Below are 25416 nucleotides of genomic sequence, written 5' to 3' on the forward strand. Positions count from 1 at the left end.
AAATCAGGACGGCAGGTGGGTGGGGAGGGTGCGCCTTGGGCCGTGGCGTTCGGGGCGTATGCCGGCGAGCTCGACGAGCTGCTGCACCCGGTAGCGGTGGCCCCGATAGGGCTCCAGCAGTTCCTCGGCGGCGTCATTGTCGAGCTTCTCGCCGGCCAACGCCAGGGTGATCATCCCCGGCACGTGATAGTCGCCGGTGCTCCAGGCGTCGGGGTCGCCGTGCGCACGCTGGCGTACCTCCGCGGAGGTCCAGGCACCGATTCCGGGCAGCGAACGGAGCGCGGAGTCGGCGTCCGACCGCCCGAGGGTACGCTCCAGCGCCGGCCCGCGGCGGGCGGCGCCGACGGCGGCCCGGCTGCGTTTCTGCTCCACCCCGGCCTTCAGCCACGCCCAGCTGGGAACGGCCGCCCACTGTTCGGCGGTCGGCGGGCACCACATCCCGTACGCCGCAGCGCTCGCCTCCTGCGCGGGGCCGGGGGCCGGCGTACCGAAGCGACGCACCAGCAGCCGCTGCGCCCGGAACGCTTCGGCCCCGGTCACCTTCTGCTCGATCACCGCGGGGACCAGCGACTCGACAACCAACCCGGTACGCCCGACCCGCAGCCACGGGTTGCGCCGCCAGGCCTCGGCCAGCAGCGGGTGCTCGGGCCGAAACCCACCCACCTCGTCCGCGTCCCCGAGCAGTTCCGGCAACTGGTCCAGCGCCCACGCCGCCCCCGCGCCCCAGGCGTACCCGCGCACCTCGACCGCGGTCCCGCGCACCGCCAGCAGCACCGGACCAGAGGGGGTGTTGGCCGCCCGCCACCAGGTATCGCCGACCCGCCGGTGGGTCGGATCGCCCGTGCCCCGGCGCATCCGACCCAGCAACGGCCCCAGCGGGCGGGGGGTCAGGGCCCGCTCGAGCGGACTCACGGCGTACGCCCGGGCTGCGGCCACGAGTTGGCGCGGCAGCCGTCCAGCCCCTTGGTCTGCTGCATCATCACCGGCGCCACCTGGCCCGGGGCGGGGCACTCGGAGTGCTGGTGGCCGAGGAAGTGCCCGACCTCGTGGTTGACCAGATATCTCCGATAGCCGGCGACGTCGCCGCGATAGTCCGGCACGGCCTCCACCCAGCGGCGGGCGTTGAGGTTCACCCCCTGGCCCTGCTGGCAGGACACCTCGCCGAGGGTCTTCAGCGGCAGGCAGCGCTGGTCGGTGGTGTCCGGGGTGAGCACGCGCAGCGTCAGCTCGGCGGGCCCGGTCCCGACGAAGTCGAAGTGCGCTTCGCCGCGGGAGGTCCAGCTGCGCGGGTCCTGCAGCACGTCGGCGGCCTCGCGGGCCACCGCCTCCGGGTCGAGGGCCAGGCCCTGCTCGACCTCGACCCGGATCCGGATCGATCGACCCCTCTGACCGGCCGGGGCGGGTCGGGCGAAGGCGGCCAGGCGGACCTCCCCGGTCCCGTGCTGCGGTACCGGCGGCGGTGTGGGAGCTCCGGGAGCCGGCGCGGGCGCGGGCGGCCCGGGGGTGGCCGGCGCGCCGGCCGGCGGCGTGCCTCCTGTGGCCGCGGGTGTCGCCTCGGCCGCCGGCTGCGGCGTACCCTGACTCCCCGAACCCGCCTCAAAGGCGCCGCCCCAGACCAGCAACCAGCTGGTCACCCCGATCGCGACGATCGCCGCCAGCAGGGGCTTCCAGCGCTGTTTCGGGCGCGCTGGGGGGCGCCGGGAAGAGGCTCGCTTTGCTACTCGGGGGGTAGATTTCGGAGAATCAGGTGGGCGCATGCCCACCGCCGAAGCCGTTCCAAGAACCACGCATCGTTGAAAAAGACTAGGTCATAACGTGTCCCACACCCATACCAGCACGCCCGCGTCCCGCTCTCCGGAGGATCTGGCGCGGCAGCGACGTGCCCTGCGCCTGATGATCATCGCGCTGATCCCGATCGCGGTCTGGACCCTGGGCGCGTTGATCGTGATGTGGCCGACCAACGTCAAGGCCCACCTGACCGAGGGCATCTCCACCTATTCGGTGCAGGGCCTCAGCATCGAGACCGGCCGGATGATCGAGGTCGCCGAGATCAACTGCGAGGGCACCACCGGCTCCACCCCGACGGGCCCCGCACAGTCCTGCGGCAAGGCCCGGGTGGAGATGCTGACCGGTCCCGAGAAGGGGCAGATCATCGACGAGGTCACCCTGAAGGCGTCCGACTTCTCCTCCGGCGCCGAGGCCGGACAGAAGGTACGCCTGTTCCGGGTGCCGATGGAGGGCATGCCGGCGCAGTACCAGTTCAACGACTTCGAGCGCAGTACGCCGATGCTGGTGTTCACCGCCCTGTTCGCGCTGGCGGTGGTCGCGGTCGCCCGGTTGCGAGGGCTGTTGTCCCTGATCGGGCTCGGGTTCGCGGCGTTCATCCTGGTCAAGTTCATGTTCCCGGCGCTGGTGGTCGGGTCGAACCCGATCCTGGTCGGCCTGGTCGGCGGGTCGGCGATCATGTTCGTGGTGCTCTATACCGCGCACGGGTTCAGCGCCAGAACCACAACCGCGCTGCTGGGCACCCTGTTCGGCCTGTTCGCCGCGGCCGGGCTCGGCTACGTGGCGACCAAATGGGCCCACTTCACCGGGGTCACCAGCGAGGACGACTTCGTGCTGCAGGCGGCGGCGCCGGACCTGAAACTCACCTCGGTGGTGATCTGCGGAATCATGGTGGCCGGCCTCGGCGTGCTCAACGACGTGACGATCACCCAGGCCTCCGCGGTCTGGGAGCTGGCCGAGGCCGATCCGGACGGGCCGCGACTGTTCCGCCGGGCGATGCGGATCGGACGCGACCACATCGCCTCCACCGTCTATACGATCGCGTTCGCCACCGCCGGTGCGACGCTCGGCACGATGCTGCTGCTGAGCATCTATCAGCGGCCGCTGTTCGAGGTGATCCAGACCGAAACCTTCGCCCAGGAGATCATGCGGACCGTCGTCGGCTCGATCGGACTGGTGCTGGCGGTGCCGCTGACCACCGCGATCGGCGTGGCCGTGGTGAGCGCCTCCAAGAAGTCGCGCGGCGAGATCTCGCTGGCCACCGACGGCCCCACCGCCGGTCCGGGCGACGAACTGGTCGACAAGGACCGCTACCGGTCCTGATCGCCTGAGCATCCTGCACCGCCGGAGACCTCTCCGGGGTGCAGCCAGCCCACCGCTCCGTTCGGGGCCGGGTCTCGGCTCGGCCCACAGCGGCTCAGCCTGCACCTGGTGCACGGACGCACTGCGGAATCGGTCGACTGAACGCCCACGCCGGGGTCGCCGTACCGACCCGCCATCGGGGCACGTACGCTCGAACGCAGACCCGATCGAAAGGAGGCGCCATGGCACGCATCGCACTGATCGGCGGCCACGGCAAGATCGCCCTGCTGGCCGCCCCGCTGCTGTCCGCCGACGGACACCAGGTCGACTCGATCATCCGCAACCCCGACCACCTCGACGACGTCGCGGACGCCCGCGCCAATCCTGTGCTCGCCGACGTGGAATCGCTCGACACCGACCAGTTGCGCGAACTGCTGCGGGACCACGACGTGGTGATCTGGTCGGCCGGTGCCGGCGGCGGCAACCCCGCCCGCACCCGGGCCGTGGACCAGGAGGCGGCCATCCGCACCATGGACGCCGCAGGCCGGGCCGGCGTACCCCGGTTCGTGATGGTCTCCTACTTCGGTGCCAGCACCGATCACGGCGTACCCGAGGACAACCCGTTCTTTGCGTACGCCGAGGCCAAGGCGGCGGCCGATGCGCACCTGCGCGGCACCGACCTGCAGTGGACGATCCTGATGCCGAGCTCGCTCACCCTGGAGGCGGGCACCGGACGCATCGACGCCACCGCCACCCAGTCGGGCAGCGTGTCGCGGGCCGACGTGGCCGAGGTGATCCGGGCCGTGGTGGCTGCCGATCCGGCAGTGGTGGCCGGGCGGGAGATCTCCTTCAACACCGGTGACACCCCGATCTCCGAGGTCGTCGCCGCCGCCTGAAAACTTTCGGTGCTGGTGTCGCATCCGGCCCACCCCGTTCGTGGAGGGGGTGCGGGCACGGCAATAGGGTCGGTGCCCACGACGATAGGAACGATCATGGCCCAGTATCTGATTTCGGTGATCCACGAGGCCGGTGTCCAGGAGCGCGAGTTCGGGCCCTACGCCGACGAGGCCGCGATGATGGACGCCTTCCGGCGGACCGGTGAGTTCAACGAGAAGCTGATGAAGGACAACAAGTGGGTCTTCGCGGGCGGGCTGACCGCGCCGAGTGACGCCACCGTGGTCGACGGCACCGGCAGCGACCCGGTCGTCACCGACGGACCGTACGCCGAGTCGAAGGAATACCTGGGTGGGTTCTGGGTGATCGAGGCCGACGACCTGGACGAGGCGATCCGGTTGGCCGCCGAAGGATCGAACGCCTGCGGCAGCCCGGTCGAGGTGCGCCCGCTGCAGGGGGCGTGAGCCGATGCCCGCCGCCGGTGCCGGGGCCGGCGCAGAGCTGGAGCAGCTCTATCGCGCCGAGTTCGGCACCGTGGTCGCGGCGCTGGCCCGACGCTTCGGCGACCTGGGCCTGGCCGAGGACATGGCCCAGGAGGCCTTCCTGGAGGCGTTCGCCCGCTGGCCGGAGCAGGGCCTGCCGAACAACCCGGTGGCTTGGCTGGTGCTCACCGCCCGCAACCGCGCCCTGGACCGGCTGCGGCGGGAGGCGAAGCGCCAGGACAAGCACGAGGAGGCGATGATGCTGACCGGCAGCGACGAGGCGGGCGAACCGTCGTCGGTCCCCGACGAGCGGTTGCGGTTGCTCTTCACCTGCTGCCATCCGGCATTGGCACCTGAATCCCAAGTGGCATTGACGTTGCGGCTGCTAGGTGGCCTGACGGTGGCCGAGATCGCGGCCGCGTTCCTGGTCGGTGAGCGCGCTCTGGCCCAGCGGATCACCCGGGCCAAACGCAAGATCGCGCACGCGCGGATCCCCTACCGGGTCCCGGCCGATGCCGAGTTGCCCGATCGGCTGCGCGGGGTGCTGGCGGTGCTCTATCTGATCTTCAACGAGGGTTACCTGCCCCGCGGCGGCGAGCACGCGTTGCGCGCCGACCTGTCGGCGGAGGCGATCAGGATGACCCGGGTGCTGCGGGTGCTGACGCCCGACGAGCCGGAGGTGGCCGGACTGTTGGCGCTGATGCTGCTCACCGACGCCCGCCGCCCGGCCCGGCTCAGCGCCGATGAACGTCTCGTGCCGCTGGCTGAACAGGACCGCGCTCGCTGGAACGCCGAGCTGATCGCCGAGGGGCACGCGCTGGTGCGAGAGTGCCTGACCCGGAACCGGCCCGGGCACTACCAGCTGCTGGCGGCCATCAACGCCGTGCACACCGACGCGGCCAGCTTCGCCGACACCGACTGGTCCCAGGTGCGGACGCTCTATGACCTGCTGTTGACCATCACCCCGACGCCGGTGGTGGCACTGAACCGGGCAGTCGCGGTGGCCGAGACCGACGGGGTCGGCGCCGGGCTGCGAGTGATCGACGCGCTGGAGCTGCCGGACTACCAGCCGTTCCACGTCGCGCGGGCCGAGCTGCTGCGCCGCGCCGGACAACCCGAGGCGGCCGCTGCGGCGTACGAACGCGCGCTGGGGTTGACCACGAACCCGGCCGAACGTGCCCACCTCGAGACCCGCCTCACCGAGTTGCTCAGGCGGTGACCTTGATCAGGCCGCGGGCGCCGCGCTCCATCTCCACGAACGAGTGGTTCACGAACGTGTAGGTGCCGGGCTCGTCAAACACCAGCTCCACGAAACCGCCCTGGGCCGCGGCCAGGTCGAGCGCCTGCGCGCCGCCGCCCTCGGGGTTGTTCGGGCGCAGCAGATAGGCGCCCTCCTTGAACACCGTGTCGAACTGGGCACCCACGACGTGGAAGGAGATCCCGCGGCTCGGGCCCGCCGCGAGCACCCAGATCCGTACCCGCTCCCCGACCCGCGCGGTGAGCGGGTCGAACACGTACTGGTTGGCGTGGCCGTTCCAGATCGTCAGGTCCGGTGCCTCGTTGGCGATCTTGGCCGAGTCGGTCTCACCACCGGGTGGACCGAGGTATGCCTCCTGCTGGATCAGCAGGAATTCCCTGTCCACCTTGGCAATCCCGCGCGGTGGCACAACAACCGCCCCATACATCCCGGCGGCGATGTGCGCCGACATCGGCATCGTCGAACAGTGATACAGCCAGATCCCCGCACGATGGGTGACGAACCGATAGTCCAGCGACTCCCCCGGTGCGATCGTGCGCATCGTGTTGTCCGGTGCGACCGTGCCGGCATGGAAGTCGACCGAGTGACCCATCGAGCCGCGATTCACCAGCCGGCAGGAAATCCGGTCGCCGAGATTGGCGTTGACCGTCGGCCCCATCACCCGACCGTTGTAGGTCATCGCGTGCTGGATCACCCCCGGCGCCAACTCCTGATCGGCCTCGGTGACGGTCAGCTGGATGCTGCGCTCGGGGCTCGGCAGCACCGGTTCGAGAACCGCCGAGCGGGTGCGGAAACCCGGACCGGGTGGCTTGCTCAGGTCGACCTGCTGCCGGGTGGAACCGACGGCGACCGGTGGACCGGCCGGAGCGCCCGCCCCGGGAGTCGTGACGTGGAAGAGCATGCCCATCGACCGGTGTCCGACGATGCTGCACCAGCCCTCGACCGGAGCGCCGATCACCCCGGCGTCCAGCACCGACGTCTGGCCGGGCGGGAGCCGTTTCGTGCTGGCGCCGGTGGCCAGGTAGAGGTCGTGCACCTGCTCGGGATCCTCGTTGACCAAGGTGATCTCGAGCCTGTTGCCGACCGGCACCTGGACGGTGTCCGGGTGGAACCGCATCCCGTTGGCGACCACGCGGACCCGGGTGGTCTGCCCGGTCGCGGCCACCGCACCCTGCGCGGCGGTCGGCGTACCGGAGCCGCCGACCGCCCGCCCGATCGCGACCGCACCGAGCACCCCGCCCAGCCCCATCACCGCCTCGACGAAGTCGCGCCGCTGGCTGGGCGCCTCGAGCACGCCGCTCGTCACCTTTTCGGATTTCACCCTCTGGGCAGGGTTTCCCTTGACCGGTTCGGTGTCCGCGGTTGGCGCGGTTACCTTGGTGCAGCCCCGGGTGACCAGGCGCACCATTCGCACGATGAGCACGACGATGCTGGCCAGGGCGACCAGCGCGAGCAGCGAGGTGAGCACCCGGATCCAGGAGTTGTCGCTGGCCAGGAACGCCACCAGGCTGGCGTTCAGCACCGCGACCCGGGCGGCGCCGAACCGGTTCATCTCCGCACAGCTGGCGCGCACCACCTTCGGCCCACCGCCCATCACCGTCGGCATCAGATAACTCATCGCGCCGAACAGCAGCTGGGCAAGGAATCCTGCCACGAACGGCACCGTGAACCGCTGCACCTGCCCGGCGGCCAGCGAGGGGTGATCGGTGCGCAGCAGCAGCACGGCCAACCCGACCAGGCAGCCGACCAGCCAGACCAGTGCCGCACCGATCGAGTAGGCCGGGAAATCCTGCGGGGGTTTGCGCAGCGCGCACCGCAGGAGCGGGATGCCTATCAGCACCAGCCCGATCAGGTACGCCACCAGTCCCACCGCGACCACCGGCATCCAGCCCGCGAGTGCGGCCACCGCGGCGATCAGCACACCCCCGGCCATAGCCCACAGTGCGCGCCGCCCGGCACGCTCCTGATCCGGTTCCATCTTCGTCCGGAGCACGGTGGGCCACAGGGTGATCAGGGTGCCGATCGCGGTCAGCCCGACGAAGCCGAGCACGTTCACGAGCTGGTGGGCGAGCAGCAGTTTTCCCTGCCAGGGTTCGGGTTGGCTCAACGCCATCGCCCCGCCGAGCACCGCGCCGACCGGCAGCAGCAGGGCCGCCGCGACGTACCACCGCACGGTGAACGCGAAGCGACCACCCAGCGAGCCGCGCAGCTGCGTCAGCAGCGACCAGGCGTACCAACAGAGCGCCAACCCGATCACCGCCGCGCCGCCGATCGCCATGGCCCCGACGCCGGCCACCATGCCGACGCTGGTGATCACGATGCCCAGGTTGAGCACCCAGAGCCGACTCAGCTGGGAACCCCTGTCACCGGCCCGGCTGCGCAGCAGCGTGTCGGTGAAGTGCTGTCCCCAGATCAGGATCGAGTTGGTGACCAGGCCCAGGGTGAACAGGTGCACGAGCAGCCACCGCGACTGCGGCACCCAGCGGTGCACGAACGCCAGCACCAGCAGGGCGACCATCCACCCCAGCACCGGGCGGGCCGCGCGACGGTGCCACGCGCGGCGATCCATCGGGTCCCGGGATGAGGTGCTCGACGGTTCGGACAGGCGCACGGACATGCCGCCGAGTCTAGTTTCCGGAACCCCTTTTTACCATTTTTCCCGTTTCAAAACAGCCGCCTCAGAACCCCTGCCAGTCCGGCTTTCCCCGCGCCGCCTCGACGAAATAGGAGGCGAGCTGCAGCCGCGACGCCGCGGCCGGGTCGAGGAACACGGTGACGTGCGGATGGAATTGCAGCACCGAGCCGGGCCACATCGCGGTGACGGGTCCCTCCACCAGGTGGTGCACCGCCTCTGCCTTGGCCCGACCGTTGGCGAGCAGCACGATGTGGCGGGCATCCATGATCGTGCCGACACCCTGAGTGAGGCAGTGCCGGGGAACGGCGTCGACGTCGCCGTCGAAGAAGCGGGCGTTGTCGGCCCGGGTCTGCGCGGTGAGGGTTTTGATCCGGGTTCGGGAGGCGAGCGAGGAGCCCGGTTCGTTGAACGCGATGTGGCCGTCGGTGCCGATCCCGAGCAGTTGCAGGTCCACCCCGCCGGCCTCGCGGATCTGATCCTCGTACGCCGCACACGCGGCGGCCAGGTCGTCGGCCAGCCCGTCCGGGCCGTGCACCCGATCGGCGGGCAGGTCCACCTTGGCGGTGAAGTCGCGGTCGATCACGTGCCGGTAGCGCTGCGGATGGTCCGCGGCCAGCCCGACGTATTCGTCCAGCATGAACGCCTGCCCCGCGGCCATGGTCAGCTCGCCGGCCCCCACCCGCCGACCCAGCTCGTCGTACACCCAGACCGGGCTGGAACCCGTGGCCACCCCGAGCACCGCATCCGGCTTGTCGCGATAGAGGGCGGTGATCACGTCGGCGGCCAGGCGGGCCGACTCCTGCGGGGTGTCGCTGACGATGACCTCCATCGGCGGCCTTTCGGTTCGTGGATCTGCGCCATGGACTCTACTGCCGGCGCGCGGCGCTCAGTCAGCGGGTCGGCGTACCCACAGGTGCCGCCCGGTCACCGCGAGCAGCACCCAGGTGGCCAGCTGCAACACCGCGACCGCGGCGATCAGCAGCGGCAGCGCGTGGAGCACCCGGTGGCCGACACGGTCATAGCCGAAGCCGGTGATCGGGGCCGCGATCGCCGACGCGAGCTCCCCCCGGCGTACGCCAACGGGACGGCGGCCAGCGGAAGCACCTTTGCGGTGGTCAGGTGGAAGCCGATCACGCCGAAGGTGACCAGCCCGGCGGTCGCGGTCCCGGCCGCCGCGGCGAACAGCCAGAACCCCCGCCCGAGATGGCGGCCGACCGCTTCGGAGAACCAGCCGGTGCGGGTGGTCGAGGGAGCGGGCTGACGGTGGGTTGCTCGGACGGCGGGTCGTGGCTGCGCAGAGGTACCCAGCCCAGCCAGCGCCGCCAGGGGGTGCCGGACTCGGCCGGTTCCGGCTCAGGGAGTGGTCAGGTCAGCCGCGCCGGCCAGGAATTCGGCGACGACGCCCCCGACCTCACCGGGGGCGATCACGTGGGCGAAGTGTCCGGGCGCCTGCAACCGGTGCAGGGTGGCGTTGGGCATGGTCCGGGCCAGGTGCTCGCTGGCAGAGACCAGGTGGCCGGGGCTGCCGGCCCCGACCAGCAGCAGCGTGGGCAGTTCGATCCGTGCCATCGCGGCAAGCTCGTCCACGGTGCCGTCGATCTGGGCCAGCTCGCGGGTCCAGGTCGGGGTCAGCGCGGCCAGGCCGGCCCACAACGGAGTCTGCCTCAGGCCCTCGATCTCCTCGTCGGAGACCCGGACGAAGTGCGCCAGCGCATGCGTCAGTGCACCGTCGTGGTCGCCCGCCTCGACCAGCCGGGCGTACTCGTCCAGCTGGTCGCCGACCACCGGCCCGTCCACCGGCACCGGGGGTTCGTAGAGCACCAGTGCGCGCGGGGTCAGCTGGCCGGTGACCAGCGCGTGCAGGGTGGCGACGCCGCCGAAGGAGTGGCCGAGGACCGCAGCGTCGGGGCCGGCGGCGGCCAGCACGGCGGCGATGTCGGCGGCCTCGGCATCCAGCCCGTAGCCGGTGCCGTCGTCGATGCTGGTGGCGCGGCCACGGCGGTCCATCGCAAAGGTCTGCAGCCGATCAGCGGTGGCCTGGGCGAACGGCTCCCACTGCTCCCCGGTGGAGATGCTGCCGTGCACGATGGTCAACGGAATGCCGTTGCCGTGCCGGCGGTAACCGATGGTGGTGCCGTCGCTCGAGGTGACGGTTTCGGTGCTGAAGGCGTCGTTGCCCATGGATCCTCCCCGGGTGGTCGTGGCCCAACTCTAGGCCTGCGCTCAGGCGGTCTCGGTCACCGGGTCGATCCGCATCCGCACCGTCAGGGACTTGGCGATGAAGCACTCCTTGTGCGCGATCTCGACCAGGCGGGGGATCCGGGTGGTGTCTCCGCGCACGGTGATCCGCGGGCGCAGCACGATCTCGGTGATCTGGATCGGCCCGTCGTCCTCCGGCATGATCGCGGTCGCCTCGTCGGCGTACGCCACCACGTCGATCCGGGCGCGGGCCGCCACCGCCAGGAAGGACAGCAGTTGGCACGAGCTGGCGGCGGCCAGCAGCAGCTGCTCGGGGTTGGCGTACGCCGGGTCCCCGCGGAAGGCGGGGTCGGAGCTCATGGTGATCGCCGCAGCCCCGTGCGGCTCGACACGATGGGTGCGGTCGTACGCCTCGTAACCGACTCCGGTCGACCCGGACCAGGTCAGCGTGGTGGCGTACTCGTGGATGGTCATGACCCGAACGCTAGGTCACCAGTCCACTTCGGCGCAGCCGTGGTGGTCGGCGGGTTCGACCTGCAGGGTGGCGTGCTCGATCCCATAGCGGTCGTGCAGCAGTTCCCGGGCGGCATCGAGCACCGGGTGCATGCCATCGTGATCGACGCTGACCAGGTGGGCGGTGGCGACGTTCATGCCCGAGGTGAGCGTCCACAGGTGCAGGTCGTGCACGTCGGCGACACCCTCGATGGCTGCCAGGTCACGAGTCACCGCGGCGGGGTCGATTCCGGCGGGTACGTGCTGGCCGAGGATCGCGAATACCTCCCGGCCGAGCAGCACGGCGCGGATCGCGACGAAGACGCCGAGCGCCAGGGCGACGATGGTGTCCCACAGGGGCTGGCCCGTGGCCAGGACGAGCCCGCCGGCAATCAGTACGCCGACCGACCCGGCCGCGTCGGCGAGCACCTCCAGGTAGGCGCCCTTGACGTTGAGGCTTTCGGCGGCGCCCTCGTGCAACACCTTGAGCACGATCAGGTTGACCAGCAGTCCGAGCAGGCCGACGACCAGCATCGGGGTGCTCGCGACCTCGGCGGGTTGGCCGAAGCGCTCGATCGCTTCCACCACGACGAATGCGGCCACCCCGAGCATCATCAGCACGGCCAGCAGGGCGGCGAACACCTCGACCCGATAGCGGCCATAGCTCCAGCGGCCGCTGCGGTCAGGGCGGCTCGCGACGACGGTCGCGATCAGCGCGGCGCCAAGGGTGACCACATCGGCGGCCATGTGGCCGGCGTCGGAGAGCAGCGTCAATGAGCCCGACCAGAGGGCTGCGATCAGTTCCACCACGAAGAATCCGGCGATCAGCGCGAACCCGATCGCGAGCCGGCTGCGGTGCCGAGCGCCGGCGTGGCTGTGCCCGGCGCCCATCAGTGGTCCTCTCCGTCGGTGTGCGCCAGGGCGGTTTCGAGGAGGACGCGGACGTGGGCGTCCTGCAGCCGGTAATAGGCCCGGCGCCCCTCGCGCCGCGCGGCCATCACCCGGTGAGCGCGCAGCAGTCGGAGGGCGTGCGAGACTGCCGATTCGCTCTGACCGGTGGCCAGCGCGAGGTCGCCGACGCACCGCTCCCCCGGCAGCAGCTCGAGCAGCAGCCGCAGCCGGTTGACGTCCCCCAGCAGCGCGAACACCTCCGCCGCGTCCACGACCACGGAGGCCACCCCGACCTCTGAATGAGTCTTCATATGTTCATACTAACCGACGGCCGGTGGTCGCTCACGCTCATCGGTCAATCGTCCCGCGTCCCCACTTGGGTGCGCGTGAATTCAGGGCGATAAGCGTGGGCGGGCCTTGCGGTCGGGGTCAGGTCGTGGCCGAGCCTATGCTGACCCCATGCCGCGAGCCCGTGATGCCACCGAGTCGCGGAGCCACCGTCGCGAGATCCTCGCGCTGGCCATCCCCACCTTCGCGACCCTCGTCTCAGAGCCGCTGCTGCTGATGGCCGACGCGGCGATCATCGGGCACCTGGGGACCACCCAGCTGGCCGGACTCGGCATCGCCGGCAACATCATCGGCGTGCTGGCCGGGCTGTGCATCTTCCTGGCCTACGGCACCACCGCGACCGTGGCCCGTCGCCTGGGTGCCGGTGACCGCCGAGCCGCCCTCGCCGGCGGGATCGACGGGATGGTGCTGGCGATGCTGATCGGTGCGCTGCTCGCGATCACCCTGCAACTGGTGCACGCCCCCCTGATCGGGCTCTACGGCGCTTCTGCGGAGGTGGCCGAACAGGCCGCCACCTATCTGCGGATCTCATCGCTCGGTTTCCCTTTCCTGCTGGTGATGTTGGCGGCGACCGGTGTGCTCCGGGGACTCCAGGACACCCGGACCCCGCTCAAGGTGGCGGTCACCCTCAACGTCGCGAACATCCTGCTCAACCTCGCGCTGGTGCACGGGCTCGGGCTGGGGATCGCCGGCTCGGCAATCGGAACCGTGACCGCCCAACTGCTGGCCGCCGGAATCCTTTCCTGGGTGGTGATCCGCGGTGCGCGCCGCGAGGGTACGCCCCTGCGGTTCAACCCGACCGGGGTGCTCGGCGCAGCCCTCGGTGGCGCCTGGTTGGTGCTGCGCACCGCCGCGCTCCAGGTCGGCATCACCGCCACCACGGTGGTCGCCACCCACACCGGCGCGGTCGGCCTGGCGGCCCACCAGGTGGTGAACTCGGTCTGGACCTTCCTCGCCTTCGCCCTCGACGCGGTCGCCATCGCCGCCCAGGCGGTGATCGGACGCCACCTCGGTGCGGGCGACGCGGACACCACGAAACGGCTCACGGCGATGATGGTGCGCTGGGGGGTGATCGGCGGAATCGTCTGCGGGTTGGCGATCGCGGCCGTCTCCTGGCTGCTGCCGGTCGTGTTCACCCCGGACCCGGACGTTCGTTCCCTGGTCACCCGGGTGCTGCTGGTGGTCGCCCTGCTGCAACCCATCGCCGGGGTCGTGTTCGTGCTCGACGGGGTGCTCATCGGCGCCGGTGATGCCCGCTATCTGGCCCTGGGCGGCCTGCTGGTGGCGATCGCCTATCTGCCGGTCGCGCTGCTGGTGGACCACCTGGGCGCCGGGGTGGTGTGGCTGTGGGCGGCCTACGGGGTGTCGATGCTGGGGCGGCTGCTGGTGCTCGGGATCCGAGCCCGCGGTGACAGGTGGCTCCGTCTGGGAGCCTGACCCGTCCCGGCGGTCCCGGCTCGTCAGGAACGGACCTCCGGGGCGGCGTCCTCGTCGAACACGCTGGCCAGCTCCCAGCGGGCGAACGGGTTCTCGCAGGCCGGACCGGTCGCGATCGACAGCCGCCCCGCCTCCGGTTCCAGCAGCAGCGCATAGCAGGTGATGGTCTGCTCGGGCTCGGGCACGTCTGGGTCCACGTGCCGGCAAACGCTGTCCGGGAACGAGAAGTGATCCTGCAACGCGGCCGCGACGGCGGCCGCGTCCACGGCCCGGGCGGCCAGCGCCTCGGCCAACCGGTGCCGGACCCTGGTCGGCCGGAGCAGGGTCAGCGCGGCACGATCCACCCGCAGGTCGGTGAACGGGGTGGGCGGTTCGAAGTGGTTCGCGTGCACCACCAACCCATCAGCCCCCGGCCCCTGCACCGCGTGATAACCCGGAGCGAGCTCGAGATTCAACGCCTCCGCACCGTGCTCATCGGCCGCCCCCAGCATCAGGTTCCCCGAGGAGATTCGTCGCGCCTGCAGCAATCCCTGCAACGCGCGGCTGATCCGCGGGGCGTGCAGCACCGAGCGCAGCAGCAGGTGATAGGGGACACCGTCGGTCCCCCGGTCGCGGTCGGAGACCAGCAGATTGGCGCACACCGCCAACCCCGTCGAGGAGATCCCCGACTTGGCCAGCATGCCGGGCTCGGTCAGGGTCAGCGCGGCGTGCCCCCGCTCGTCGCGGGTGGCCAGCAGGAAGGAGGTGCCCTGCTGACGCGGATGCCAGTCCCAGTTCTGCGCCACCAGCAGCTGCCCGTCGGTGGTGTGGGAGCCGTGCACCGCCAGGGACGTGCACCCCTCCTCGGGGCGCTCGGACTCCCTGCCGCCATAGAGCAGTTCGGTCCGGGCGTTGAGGGCGAAGATCAACTCGGGAGCCACACCGGCTCCTCCGGCCAGTCCCCGCAGCAGTTGCTCGGCCACCGCGTCGAACCCTCGGCAGATCTCGCCGAATCGAGAACCGGCCCGACGTACCGTCGCCTCGTCGAGACCGGCCAGGTCGCGGAACTGGCTCAGGTAGTGCGTCAGCGAGTCCGCCACCAGGTCGGCGGTGGCGGCACCGATCTGCTCGCCCATCTCGGCCGGTGAACCCTGGACCGCCAACAGCGGGGGACCGGCCGGTTGGGCGCGCAGGCTCACGACGGCTCCAGGTCCAGTCGACGCCCGCCCTCACTCAACGCCTCGAATCCGCCGCTGTCGGCCTCGATGGCGGCGGCCAGATCGAGCAGCAACTGATCCGCGAAGCGCGGACCGACCAGCTGCACCCCGATCGGCCGGTTGCGCCCGTCCACCCCGGCCGGCACGGTGATCGCCGGCTGTCCGGTCAGGTTGAACGGATAGGTGTAGGGCGCCCAGTCCAACCAGGACCCCATCCCCGAACCGGCCGGAATGTCAGTGTCCACGTCAAACGCGGGCGTCGTCGTCACCGGGGTGAGCAGCACGTGAGAGTCCCGGTGCAGCTGCGCGAAGCGGCCCGCCAGGGTGGTCCGCGCGGCCATCGCGTCCGCATACTGCACCGCGGTGTGGTTGGCGGCGCGGTCGGCGAAGTACAGCAGGGTGTCGTCGAACAACTCCCGCTGTTCGGGCCCCGCCTTGGCCACCACCGAGGCGCAACCCGACTCCCACAACAGGTCCAGGGTTTCCCGGGCCCCGCTGACGTCCACCTGCACCGGCTGCACGGTGGCGCCCCGCGCGGCCAGCCATTCAGCGGTCCGATGCACCGCCTCCCGCACGTCGGGCTCGGCCGGGAACGGTCCCCAGTCCAGGCCGACGCCGACCCGGACCCCGGTCAGGGCCCGCTCCTGGGGCACCTGGAACCGCGGCCCCGGCCAGCACATCCCGTCCCGGTCATCGGGCTGGGCGATCACGTCCAGCAGCACGGCCAGGTCGGACACCGTACGCGTGATCGGCCCCTGGTGCGACAGCGACCCGAAGGCGCTGCCGGGCAGCGCGGCGACCCGGCCGTAGGTCGGCTTGATTCCTGCCAGGCCACAGAATCCGGCCGGCATTCGGATCGATCCTGCGCCGTCCGAACCGATCGACAACGCGGTCATCCCGGCGGCCACCCCGGCGGCGGCGCCGCTGCTCGACCCACCCGGGGTGAGCCGGCGGTCCCACGGGTTGCGGGTGGTGCCCCACTGCGGAGAGTCTCCGACCCCCTTGCAGCCCCAGTCGGGCATCACGGTGGCGCCCACGATCACCGCACCGGCTTCCAGCAGCCGGTCCACCACGGGTCCGTTCTGCACCGCGGGCGTGTCCGGCGTCGCCCGCGAGCCGCCGCGAGCCACCCGCCCGGCGATCGGAATGTTGTCCTTGATGGTGATCGGCACCCCGTCCAGCGGTCCTCGGGCGGCGCCGCCGCGCCAGCGCTGTTCCGCGGCGCGGGCCTGCACCCACGCGGTGTCGGCGTCCGTCCGGCTCATCGCGTTGAGCAGGGGTTGCAGCTCGGCGGTGCGGTCCAGCACCCGCTGCAGCTCCTGGACCGGTGACCGCTCCCCTGCGGCGTACGCCCGGACGAGCTGCTGCGCGCTCTGGAAGTGTTCGCTCATCAGTTCTCCTCCACCTCGAACCGCTGGGTCCCCCGGGATGTCGATCGGCCTATTCTGGGCGAGCCGAACCCGAAGGAACCGTCTTGCCGCGCAACGCTACGCCGTTCAACCTGACCCTGGCCCTGGACCCCCATGAGGGGCGGGTCGCCAGCCAACTGTCCGCGGCCCTGATCAGGGCGATCGCCGAGGGACAGCTCAGCGACGGCGATCCGTTGCCCTCCACCCGGGTGCTCGCCAGCAACCTGCGGGTGGCCCGCTCGGCGGTGGTGGCGGCCTATGAGGAGTTGACGGCGGCCGGGTTCCTGGTGGCCACGCCGGGGGCCTCGACTCGGGTCGGCCCCGGTGCGCGGGAGGCCTCGCTGGCCGGGGCGTACGCGTCCACACCGAGCGAACCGGTCCCGACCAGCCCGCCGCAGGCGACCGCACCCGAACAGCCGGGGGCCCGGTTCGACCTGCGTCCCGGTTATCCGGACGCCTCGCTGGTCAGCACCCGCGACTGGAACCGGGCCTGGCGAGCGGCCGCGGCCGGCACCCTGTCCGGTCCTGCGGCTCCACCCACCGGCGAGGTACGCCCGGGCCGCGGCCACGCCTTCCACCGACCGCTGCAGGAGGCGCTCGCCAACCATCTGCGCCGCAACCGGGCCGTTGTCTGTGAACCCGAGGAGGTGTTCCTCTTCCCGGGTGTGAACGCCGCCCTGCGGGCGCTGGTCCGGCTGGTCAACGATCCCGACCGGCAGGTCGCCTTCGAGGATCCGGGTTACGTCAGCGGACGCCGCGCCATCCAGCAGGCGGGGGCGCGGATCCGGCCGGTAGGGGTGGACACCGAGGGCCTGCTCACCGATCAGCTGACCGGCGACGACTGGGCCTGCTATGTCACCCCGGCCCACCAGTTCCCGCTGGGCAGCCGGATGTCGGTGTCCCGTCGGACCGATCTGCTGGCGTGGGCCGAGAGCCACGACGGGCTGGTCCTCGAGGACGACTACGACGGCGAATTCCGTTACGACGTGGCGCCGATGCCGGCCCTGCGCAGCATGCACGCCGGTGCCGAGCACGTGGTCTATCTGGGGACGGCGTCGAAGATCGTGGCCCGGGACCTGCGGCTGGCCTGGGCGGTGGTACCGCCGCGGTTGCGTGAGCGCGTGCAGGAATTTCTGCACGGTGAAGGGGATTCGGTCAATCCGGTGGCCGCGGCCGCGATGACCGAGTTCATCTCCTCCGGTGCCCTGGTCCGCCAACTGGCGTACGCCCAACGCACCTATGCCGCGCGCCGGAACCGCTTCACCGACGCCTGCACCGAATTGCTGCCGGAGCTGGCCCAGCAGGGCATCGAGGCCGGGCTGCACGTGGTGCTCACCCTGCCGGCCGGGACCGATGACTCTCTGGTCAGCCGACGACTGCGGGAGCGGGGACTGATCTGCTATGCCCTCAGCGATTACACGCTGACGCCGGTGAGCTGCGGCCCCGGAATCGTCTGCGGGTATGCCCGGCTGCCCGAGACCCGGGCGGTGGCCGCGGTCGAACTGATCCGGTCGGTGCTGAGCGAGCTGTCGCTGGCCTGATCGGCCGAACGCCTGTCTCACAGCACCCGTCTCAGGAACGCCCGGGTACGTTCGTGCTGCGGATCACCGATCACCTCACGTGGGTGCCCGCGCTCCACCACCAGACCCTGGTCGAGGAACACCAACGAGTCACCGACCTCCTTCGCGAACCCCATCTCGTGGGTGACCACGACCATGGTCATCCCGCTCTCGGCAAGATCCCGCATCACGCCGAGCACCTCCCCGACCAGCTCCGGGTCGAGGGCCGAGGTGGGCTCGTCGAACAGCATCAGCGACGGCCGCATCGCCAGCGCCCGAGCGATCGCGACCCGTTGCTGCTGTCCCCCGGAGAGCTGCGCCGGATAGTTGCGCGCCTTGTCGGCCAGGCCGACCTGCTCGAGCAGTGCCACCGCCCGCTCCCGCGCCTCGGCCCGGTTCTCCCGGAGCACTCGGACCGGCGCCTCCATCACGTTCTCCAGCGCGGTCATGTGCGAGAACAGGTTGAACCGCTGGAACACCATCCCGATCCCGGCCCGCTGGGCACAGACATCCTTCTCCCGCAGCTCCATCAGCCCCCGGGGCCGCTGTTCATAACCGATCAGCTGGCCCTCCACCCAGATCCGACCCGCGTCGATCTTCTCCAGGTGGTTGAGGCAACGCAACAACGTCGACTTGCCCGATCCCGACGGGCCGATCAGGCAGGCGACCTCACCGCGATCGATCGTCATGCTGACGTTCTTCAGCACCTCAAGCGGGCCGAACGACTTCCGCACCCGGTCCACCACCACCAGATGCCGATTCGGCGCCACGCTCATCACGCCACCTTTCCGAAGCCCAGCAGCCGTTTGCGCAGTTCCCCAGCGCCGCCGAGGCGTGCCTGGTCACGGCCGAAGTGTCGCTCGAGGAAGTACTGACCCACGCTGAGCACAGCGGTGAACAGCATGTACCACAGGCTCGCCACGATCAGCAGCGGGATGGTCTGGAAATTGGCGGAATAGATCAGCTGCGCGGAATAGAGCAGCTCGGTGAAAGCGATCACCGACACCAGGGAGGTGATCTTCAGCATCGAAATCACCTGGTTTCCCGTGGGGGGCAGGATCACCCGTAAAGCCTGCGGCAGCACGATTCTGCGCAGGGTGAGCAACCGGTTCATGCCGAGCGCCTGGGCCGCCTCGGACTGGCCGCGGTCGACGGCCAGGATGCCGCCGCGGACGACCTCCGACATGTACGCCCCCTCGTTCAGCCCGAGCGCGAGGAGCGCGGCGACGAACGGGGTGATCAGCGTGTTGGCCGACTCGCTCCACAGCACCGGTCCGAACGGGACCCGCAGTTGGAAGTCCGGATAGAGCGCGGCGATGTTGAACCAGAAGATGATCTGGACGAAGACCGGCGTGCCGCGGAAGAACCATGCGTACAACCAGGCCGCCGCCTGCACCAGGCGCAACGGGGACTGCCGCATCACCGCCAGCACGACGCCCAGCACGATCCCGATGGTCATCGCGATCAACGTCAACAGCAGTGTGTTGCCGACACCGCGGAGAATCCTGTGATCGAACAGAAAGCGGCCGACCGTCTGCCACTGCCACCGGGGGTTGGTGAACAGGGTGGAGACCAGGGCCACCGCGATCAGCAACACCACCGCGGTGACGACCCAACGCAGGGGGTGGGCCCGGCCGATCGTCCGGATCGCCTCCCCGTGCTGCTCGTCCTGTTCCTGGTGTGGGGAAGTGTCCTGGTGCACCGACATGGTGATCCCCTCAGTAGGTGACGTTGTTGACCTTGGCTTCGCTGACGGCGTGTTCGTCGACACCCCACTTGGCCAACACCTGCTTGTAGGACGGGCTCTGCAGCACCGCCTGGGTGGCCAGCTGGATCGCCTCCAGGTTGCCCGAGTCCTTCTTCACGCCCAGGGCCACCGTGGTCCAGGTGTCCTGCTTGCCCAGCTCGATCGGCGCACCCTGCTTCTTGGCCCAGGCGACCGGGGGTGCCGACTGCACCACAGCGTCGACCCGCCCGGAGGTGAGGGCCAGGATGGTCGCCTGCTGGTCGGGGAAGGAGTTCACCACGATGGCCGACTGACCCGCCTTGGTGCACGCCTCGTTGTAACCGGGCACGATCTTGCCCTCCTGTACCGATCCCTTCAGCACCGCGATCTGCTGTCCACACAGGGTGTTCAGCGTCAGCTTCTTCGGGTTGCCCGGTTTGGTCGCCAGGTTGGTCCCGGTGCGGAAGTAGTCGACGAAGTCGAGCACTTCCATCCGCTGCTTGGTCGGGGACATCGCGGCGATCGTCAGGTCGTACTTCCCGGCGGCGATTCCCGGGATGATCTGATCGAAGGAGGTGCCCACCGGCTTGACCCGCACCCCGAGCGCCTGACCCAGCAGAACGGCCATGTCTGCGTCCACCCCGACCACCGTCCTGCCATCCTGGCCGACGAAGCCCGAGGGCGGGGTGTGCTCGGTCATCGCGATCACCAGCTCGCCCTTCTGCCGCACGGTGGGCGAGAGCTTGTCCGCCGCCGCCTGGTTCTTGGTCACCGGGTCGATCTGAGCGCCGGCCGGCAGGGTGTCTGGGGACCCGCCGCCCGGTTGGCCACCGGCCGCGGCCTGGACCCCGCCGTCCCCGGACGAGCAGGCGGTCGCGCCGAGCAGGACCAGGGAGACGAGAGCGGTGCTGATGCGACGGATGCGGAACATGGTGACCTCCTGGTGCGGCGGCAGGTCCCTGCCGGTGGCTCCACCCCACTCTTCTGGTCAGCGTCGCAGCAAGACCGGAATGCACCCACTCCGCAAACCAGTACCCCGCACCCGCAATCGATATCCGGGCGTGACCTGCCGGGCCGCTCGACTCACAGCGCCGGGCCGTGCCCCGATTCGTCGATGTAGCTGGTGACCGACGGGGACACCGGAATGTCCTCGGCCAGATAGGGGGACGGCTCGGGCTGGCGATAGCGCGAGACGATCGGCAGCACCCCGGTCCACAACCGCGGATCGGCGTTGTCGGCGGCCGGCGGCTCCCCGGGCGGCTGGTTGCGCACCTTGACCGTCCAGCGTCCGTCGGTGATGTCCAGCGCCAGGCACTGGGTGGCGGCGAGCTGCTTGCGGGTGTGGGTGGGCACCTCGGCCGAGCGGCCGGGCATCATGCACTCCGAGAGCTGGGTGAGCGCCTCGGCGGCCTCCTCCCCCTGCAGCAGTTGCAGTTCCCCGTGCACGACCGCCGAGCGATAGTTGGCGCTGGAGTCGAACAGGGTGTGCGCATAGACCCACCCGTCGATGTGGGCCACGCACAGGGCCGCGGGTGCACCGGCTGCCACGTGACGCAGCGCGCCGGCACCGGTCGAGCCGTGCATGAAGATCCGATCCCCCACCCGGCCATAGAGCATCGGCACCACCCACGGTCGGCCGTCCACGACGGTGCTCAGGGTGCCGATGTTGTGCTCGGCATCCAGCACGGCGTACAGGTCCTGGCGCTCGTGGCGAGCGCGCTCGGGGTGACGGTTCACCCGGTCCACAGATCGGTTCATGCTACCGATCCTGTCGACTCAGCGGGGCCCGAGCAAGGCCACTATGCCTCCGATTCGGAGACCAGTTTCCCGGCCGCCTGGAGCAGCTCATCGCGCTGGGCGAGCTTGACGGTGTGGGCCCCGTGCTCGCTGCCGAGCGCCTTCTCCGCCTCCTCGATCAGGTTCCACTCCGACCAGTCCACGGTGGTCGCCCCACGCTCGGCCAGCAGCTCGGCGATGTCACCGCGCGACTCGGCCTGCGGCGTACGCCCCAGCCGCTCGACCAGCGTCTGCACGGTTTCGGAGGCGTCACCCCGGTTGGTGCCGATCACCCCGGTCGGTCCCCGCTTGATCCAGCCGGTGACGAACTCCCGCCCCTCGGCCGCGGGCGCCGACACCGCCCCGGCCTCGTTCGGGATCAGGCAGGCGGCCTCGTCGAAGGGGAGTCCCGGCACCGGTTCGCCGCGATAGCCGATCGCCCGGATCGCTGCCTGGGTGGGAATCCGCGCCTCGGTGACCGTTCCGTCCGGTGGCCGGGTGACCACCTCCACCCCGGTGACGTGGTCGGTTCCCTCGATCCGGATCGGGGTGGTCCAGAAGTGCACGTGCAGGCTGCGGGTGGGCGATTCCTGCCCGGCCGCGCGCTCCTCGGCGCCGCGGGCCAGCGCCTCGCGGAACAGTTTGAGGTTGATCGTCGCCTCGCGCGGCAGGTCGGTCCGTTCGGCCAGTTCGGCCGGATCGACGTGCAGCTCGACCGCGAGATCGGGCAGGGTGAGCAGCTCGTCGAGCTCGACCCGGGAGAACTTCACGTGCTCGGGCCCGCGGCGGATCAACAGGTGCACCTCGCTCAGCGGGGCCGAGGCGATCTCCTCCACCACCGAGCGCGGCATGTCGGTGTTCTCCAGAATTTTTCTGTCCTGCAGACAGATCCGGGCCACGTCGAGGGCCACGTTGCCCGCCCCGATCACCACCGCGCTCTGGTTACCGGTGAGATCCGCCGGCTGCGGCACGTCCGGGTGCCCGGAATACCACGCCACGAAGTCGGCGGCGCCGACGCTGCCGGTCAGATCCTCGCCGGGAATGCCGAGCTCGCGGTCATAACGCGCACCGGTGGCGTACACGATCGCGTCGTAGTGCTCGAGCAGTTCCTCCCTGGTCACGGTCCGCCCGACGTGCACGTTGCCGAAGAAGCGCACCCGGTCGTCGTCGAACGCGCGCGCCAGGGCGCGCGAGATCGTCTTGGTCTTCGCGTGATCGGGGGCGACGCCATAACGCAGCAGGCCATAGGGCGCGGGCAGCGACTCGAACACGTCGATCCGGGCGACCCGCTCCTGCTTGAGCAGCGCCTGCACCGCATACAGCCCGCTCGGGCCGGAGCCGACCACCGCCACCGACCAACCCTGCTCCACCATTGAGCCCTCCCAACTCGGCCAGCCGGCCCTTCCGCCGGCTGAGCCTGTCGAAGCCCATTCACCAGCAGCCCGGTGCCCTTGTCAACGGTGCGACGCCGGAGTTGAGCACAGCCCGGCACCGATCCTGACCACAGATCGTTACCTGGAAGGTGCTGACCGCGCGGCAACCCGCGTTGTATACAGGTGATCATGCCTGTTGCCAACGCGCCCCGCTCGCTCGACTGGGTGATTCGGCTGGTGTCGGCCGACACCACCAGCCGCAACTCCAACCTGCCGGTGATCGACGCGATCGCCGAGGAGGCGCGGCGGCTCGGCCTGAAACCGCGGATCTGTCCGAGCACTCAGGCGGGCAAGGCGAACCTGCTGATCACCGTGCCCTCGGCCGACGGCTCCACCAGCGGCGGGGTGGTGCTCTCCGGGCACTCCGACGTGGTGCCGACCGACAACCAGGACTGGCACTCCGACCCTTTCCGGCCCGAGATCCGCGACGGCCGGCTCTATGGCCGCGGCACCTGCGACATGAAGGGGTTCATCGCGGTGGCGGTGGCGGCGCTGCCGGAGATGGTGGCCGCCGAGCTGCGCGAGCCGATCCACCTGGCGATCTCCTATGACGAGGAGGTCGGTTGCCTCGGCGGAGAGCAGATCGTCAAAGACATCGCCGACGCCGGGCTGTCCCCGCGCGCCTGCATCGTGGGCGAGCCGACCAGCATGCAGGTGATCCGCGGGCACAAGTCGATCAACCTGACCCGGGTCACCTTCCGCGGCCGGGCCGCGCACTCCTCGTTGACCCCCGAGGGGGTGAACTCCATCGAGTACGCCGCCCGCTTCATCTGCTTCCTGCGTGGTATCGCCGACGACTGGCGTGACAACGGGCCGTTCGATGAGGCGTACCCGGTCACCCACAGCACCCTGTCCACCAACATCGTGCACGGCGGCATCGCCGGCAACACGGTGCCGGAGAGATGCTCGGTGGAGTTCGAGTTCCGCGGGCTGGGCGAGCTCGACGCGCAGGCCACCATGGACCGGATCGAGGCGTACGCCCGCGAAGTCGAGCAGCAGATGCGGGCCGAGCACCCCAGCGCCGGCGTCGACTTCGACGTGATCGCGATGGTGCCCGGCCTGGAGACCCCGGCCGACGCCGAAACGCGCTCCCTCGGCGAGGCGCTCGGCGGCGTACGCTCCGAGGGCAAGGTCACCTACGGCACCGAGGCGGGCCAGTTCTCCGGCGCCGGGATCGAGACGATCGTCTGCGGCCCCGGCGACATCGCCCAGGCGCACAAGGCCGACGAGTTCGTCGAACTCGACCAGCTGATCGCCTGCGAGGCCTTCGTGGCCCGACTCATCTCCCACCTCAGCCTCCCCAACGACGAGGACGACCAATGACCACAACGACCCCCACCGCCACCGCAGAGGAGACCTCGCGGGCCAGAAAGGCGGTGGTCGCCGCCTCGCTCGGCAACGCGCTGGAGTGGTACGACGTCGTGCTCTTCGGCTTCATGGCCACCACGATCGCCACCGTTTTCTATCCCGGTGGAAGTTTCGCCGCCCAGCTGATGACCTGGGCCACGTTCGCGATCACCTTCGTGGTCCGCCCGCTGGGCGCGGTGCTGATCGGCAACTACGCCGACACCCACGGCCGCAAGGCGGCGCTCAGCCTGACCATCGGGCTGATGACGCTGGGGGTGTTCATCATCGTGGTGCTGCCCGGTTATGCCACCCTCGGCATCGCCGCCCCGATCATCCTGGCGATCGCTCGGATCATCCAGGGCATCAGCGCCGGTGGCGAGTTCGGCAGCGCGACCGCCTTCCTCACCGAGAACGCCAAGCGGGGCAAGGCCTATTACGCCTCCTGGCAGGTGGCCACCCAGGGTGTGTCGATGTTCATGGCCGCCGGGATCAGCTGGCTGCTGTCGTCGGTGCTCAGCCCGGGCGCGCTGACCGGCTGGGGCTGGCGGATCGCGTTCGGGATCGGCCTGCTGATCGGCCCCGTGGGCTGGTACGTCCGCACGAAGATGACCGACACCCCCGAGTTCGAGGCCGCCGAGAAGCACCACGCCCCGCTCAAACTGCTCTTCGGCACCTACGGCGGACGCCTGCTCGCCGCCTTCCTGGTGATCGCCATGGCCACCATCTCGGTCTATCTGATCACCTACCTGCCGAGCTTCGCCAAGGGCCTCGGACTTCCTGCGTGGGCAGCATTCCCCGGCGCCGTCGTGGCCGGGGTGATCACGTTCATCGGCTCCCCTTTCGTGGGACGACTGGCCGACCGGGTCGGTGCGACGACGATCATGATCCCCGCCGCGGTGGGCGGCGTGATCGCCGGGTGGCCGCTGTTCCTGCTGCTGCAGAGTTTCCCGTCGATCGCGGTGCTCACGGTGTGCGAGGTGATCGTCGGAATCTTCATGTGCCTCTACTTCGCGCCGATGCCCTCGCTGTTGTCAGAGCTGTTCCCGGTGCAGGTGCGCAGCTCGGGGATGACCATCGCCTACAGCCTCGGGGTCGCCATCTTCGGCGGTTTCGCCCCACTGATCCTGACCGCACTGGTCAACGCCACCGGGATGAAGACGGTGCCGGGCTTCTACTACTCGGCGTGCTGCCTGCTCGCCCTGATCGGCGTGACGATGGCGCGCAAGACGTACGCCCAGCGCTGACTC

24 protein-coding genes are annotated in these 25416 nt (G+C 70.3%); 9 read left to right on the forward strand and 15 right to left on the reverse strand.

Annotated elements, in window-relative coordinates; all coding sequences use genetic code 11:
* Positions 1-3: 3 nt before the first annotated feature.
* Both CGZ93_RS01695 and CGZ93_RS01700 read right to left on the reverse strand, forming a co-directional pair.
* Positions 4-912 (reverse strand): DNA-3-methyladenine glycosylase family protein, encoded by a 909-nt coding sequence (locus tag CGZ93_RS01695; RefSeq protein WP_229117123.1) that lies wholly within the window; start codon positions 910-912, stop codon positions 4-6.
* On the reverse strand, positions 909-1634 hold the full coding sequence (locus tag CGZ93_RS01700) for a DUF3152 domain-containing protein (RefSeq protein WP_176451589.1): 726 nt from the start codon (positions 1632-1634) through the stop codon (positions 909-911). The genes CGZ93_RS01695 and CGZ93_RS01700 overlap by 4 nt, the downstream gene beginning before the upstream one ends.
* Positions 1635-1815: 181 nt before the next feature.
* On the opposite strand from CGZ93_RS01700, the gene CGZ93_RS01705 reads away from it, so the two are divergent.
* The 4 genes from CGZ93_RS01705 (at position 1816) to CGZ93_RS01720 (ending at position 5682) form a co-directional block, all read left to right on the forward strand.
* Positions 1816-3108 carry a YibE/F family protein gene (locus CGZ93_RS01705; protein ID WP_094362403.1) on the forward strand — a complete coding sequence of 431 codons (1293 nt, stop codon included), beginning with the start codon at positions 1816-1818 and terminating at the stop codon, positions 3106-3108.
* A gap of 221 nt (positions 3109-3329) precedes the next feature.
* On the forward strand, positions 3330-3983 hold the full coding sequence (locus CGZ93_RS01710) for an NAD(P)H-binding protein (protein WP_094362404.1): 654 nt from the start codon (positions 3330-3332) through the stop codon (positions 3981-3983).
* Between the two features lie 96 nt (positions 3984-4079).
* Positions 4080-4445, forward strand: a complete 366-nt coding sequence (locus CGZ93_RS01715; RefSeq protein ID WP_094362405.1) for a YciI family protein — start codon at positions 4080-4082, stop codon at positions 4443-4445.
* Between the two features lie 4 nt (positions 4446-4449).
* Entirely contained in the window at positions 4450-5682 is a 1233-nt protein-coding gene (locus tag CGZ93_RS01720) for an RNA polymerase sigma factor (protein WP_094362406.1), read from the forward strand.
* Here the strand turns inward: CGZ93_RS01720 and CGZ93_RS01725 are convergent.
* Positions 5672-8338 (reverse strand): multicopper oxidase domain-containing protein, encoded by a 2667-nt coding sequence (locus CGZ93_RS01725; protein ID WP_094362407.1) that lies wholly within the window; start codon positions 8336-8338, stop codon positions 5672-5674. The two genes, CGZ93_RS01720 and CGZ93_RS01725, sit on opposite strands and share 11 nt — an antisense overlap.
* 61 nt (positions 8339-8399) lie before the next feature.
* Positions 8400-9185, reverse strand: coding sequence for a glucosamine-6-phosphate deaminase (gene nagB, locus CGZ93_RS01730; RefSeq protein WP_094362408.1), 786 nt, complete (start codon positions 9183-9185; stop codon positions 8400-8402).
* Positions 9186-9359: 174 nt separating this feature from the next.
* Here nagB and CGZ93_RS01735 point away from each other — a divergent pair, with 174 nt between their 5' ends.
* On the forward strand, positions 9360-9617 hold the full coding sequence (locus tag CGZ93_RS01735) for a hypothetical protein (RefSeq protein WP_094362409.1): 258 nt from the start codon (positions 9360-9362) through the stop codon (positions 9615-9617).
* Positions 9618-9709: 92 nt separating this feature from the next.
* On the opposite strand, the gene CGZ93_RS01740 is transcribed toward CGZ93_RS01735, so the two are convergent.
* From CGZ93_RS01740 to CGZ93_RS01755, 4 genes are read right to left on the reverse strand one after another with little or no spacing between them, the layout of a single operon-like run.
* Positions 9710-10537, reverse strand: coding sequence for an alpha/beta fold hydrolase (locus CGZ93_RS01740; protein WP_094362410.1), 828 nt, complete (start codon positions 10535-10537; stop codon positions 9710-9712).
* A 42-nt stretch (positions 10538-10579) separates the two neighbouring features.
* The gene (locus CGZ93_RS01745; RefSeq protein WP_094362411.1) at positions 10580-11029 is read right to left on the reverse strand and encodes an OsmC family protein; all 450 of its coding nucleotides are present in this window, start codon (positions 11027-11029) and stop codon (positions 10580-10582) included.
* Between the two features lie 15 nt (positions 11030-11044).
* Entirely contained in the window at positions 11045-11938 is an 894-nt protein-coding gene (locus tag CGZ93_RS01750) for a cation diffusion facilitator family transporter (RefSeq protein WP_094362412.1), read from the reverse strand.
* Positions 11938-12249 carry an ArsR/SmtB family transcription factor gene (locus CGZ93_RS01755; RefSeq protein ID WP_094362413.1) on the reverse strand — a complete coding sequence of 104 codons (312 nt, stop codon included), beginning with the start codon at positions 12247-12249 and terminating at the stop codon, positions 11938-11940. The genes CGZ93_RS01750 and CGZ93_RS01755 overlap by 1 nt, the downstream gene beginning before the upstream one ends.
* 148 nt (positions 12250-12397) lie before the next feature.
* Between CGZ93_RS01755 and CGZ93_RS01760 the strand changes: the two genes are divergently transcribed.
* A complete protein-coding gene (locus tag CGZ93_RS01760) occupies positions 12398-13723 on the forward strand; it encodes an MATE family efflux transporter (protein ID WP_094362414.1) in 1326 nt (441 codons plus the stop codon).
* 23 nt (positions 13724-13746) lie between these two features.
* Here the strand turns inward: CGZ93_RS01760 and CGZ93_RS01765 are convergent, their stop codons facing one another.
* Positions 13747-14901 carry a C45 family autoproteolytic acyltransferase/hydolase gene (locus CGZ93_RS01765; RefSeq protein WP_229117124.1) on the reverse strand — a complete coding sequence of 385 codons (1155 nt, stop codon included), beginning with the start codon at positions 14899-14901 and terminating at the stop codon, positions 13747-13749.
* Positions 14898-16310, reverse strand: coding sequence for an amidase family protein (locus CGZ93_RS01770; protein ID WP_094362415.1), 1413 nt, complete (start codon positions 16308-16310; stop codon positions 14898-14900). Before CGZ93_RS01770 ends, CGZ93_RS01765 begins: the two co-directional genes overlap by 4 nt.
* An 83-nt stretch (positions 16311-16393) precedes the next feature.
* Here CGZ93_RS01770 and pdxR point away from each other — a divergent pair, with 83 nt between their 5' ends.
* The gene (gene pdxR, locus CGZ93_RS01775; protein ID WP_176451590.1) at positions 16394-17869 is read left to right on the forward strand and encodes a MocR-like pyridoxine biosynthesis transcription factor PdxR; all 1476 of its coding nucleotides are present in this window, start codon (positions 16394-16396) and stop codon (positions 17867-17869) included.
* A gap of 17 nt (positions 17870-17886) precedes the next feature.
* On the opposite strand, the gene CGZ93_RS01780 is transcribed toward pdxR, so the two are convergent.
* From CGZ93_RS01780 to CGZ93_RS01800, 5 genes are all read right to left on the reverse strand, one after another.
* Positions 17887-18639 (reverse strand): amino acid ABC transporter ATP-binding protein, encoded by a 753-nt coding sequence (locus tag CGZ93_RS01780; RefSeq protein ID WP_171196723.1) that lies wholly within the window; start codon positions 18637-18639, stop codon positions 17887-17889.
* A 23-nt stretch (positions 18640-18662) separates the two neighbouring features.
* Positions 18663-19595 (reverse strand): amino acid ABC transporter permease, encoded by a 933-nt coding sequence (locus tag CGZ93_RS01785; protein ID WP_094362418.1) that lies wholly within the window; start codon positions 19593-19595, stop codon positions 18663-18665.
* A gap of 10 nt (positions 19596-19605) precedes the next feature.
* A complete protein-coding gene (locus CGZ93_RS01790; RefSeq protein ID WP_094362419.1) occupies positions 19606-20544 on the reverse strand; it encodes a transporter substrate-binding domain-containing protein in 939 nt (312 codons plus the stop codon).
* A gap of 152 nt (positions 20545-20696) precedes the next feature.
* The gene (locus CGZ93_RS01795; RefSeq protein ID WP_229117125.1) at positions 20697-21371 is read right to left on the reverse strand and encodes a pyridoxamine 5'-phosphate oxidase family protein; all 675 of its coding nucleotides are present in this window, start codon (positions 21369-21371) and stop codon (positions 20697-20699) included.
* 41 nt (positions 21372-21412) lie between these two features.
* Positions 21413-22762, reverse strand: a complete 1350-nt coding sequence (locus CGZ93_RS01800; protein ID WP_094362420.1) for an FAD-dependent oxidoreductase — start codon at positions 22760-22762, stop codon at positions 21413-21415.
* A gap of 189 nt (positions 22763-22951) precedes the next feature.
* On the opposite strand from CGZ93_RS01800, the gene argE reads away from it, so the two are divergent.
* A complete protein-coding gene (gene argE / locus CGZ93_RS01805) occupies positions 22952-24145 on the forward strand; it encodes an acetylornithine deacetylase (RefSeq protein WP_094362581.1) in 1194 nt (397 codons plus the stop codon).
* On the forward strand, positions 24142-25413 hold the full coding sequence (locus CGZ93_RS01810) for an MFS transporter (protein ID WP_094362421.1): 1272 nt from the start codon (positions 24142-24144) through the stop codon (positions 25411-25413). Before argE ends, CGZ93_RS01810 begins: the two co-directional genes overlap by 4 nt.
* The last annotated feature ends 3 nt before the right edge of the window (positions 25414-25416 follow it).

This window comes from Enemella dayhoffiae (genome assembly GCF_002250625.1).
GTDB classification, from domain to species: Bacteria; Actinomycetota; Actinomycetes; order Propionibacteriales; family Propionibacteriaceae; genus Enemella; species Enemella dayhoffiae.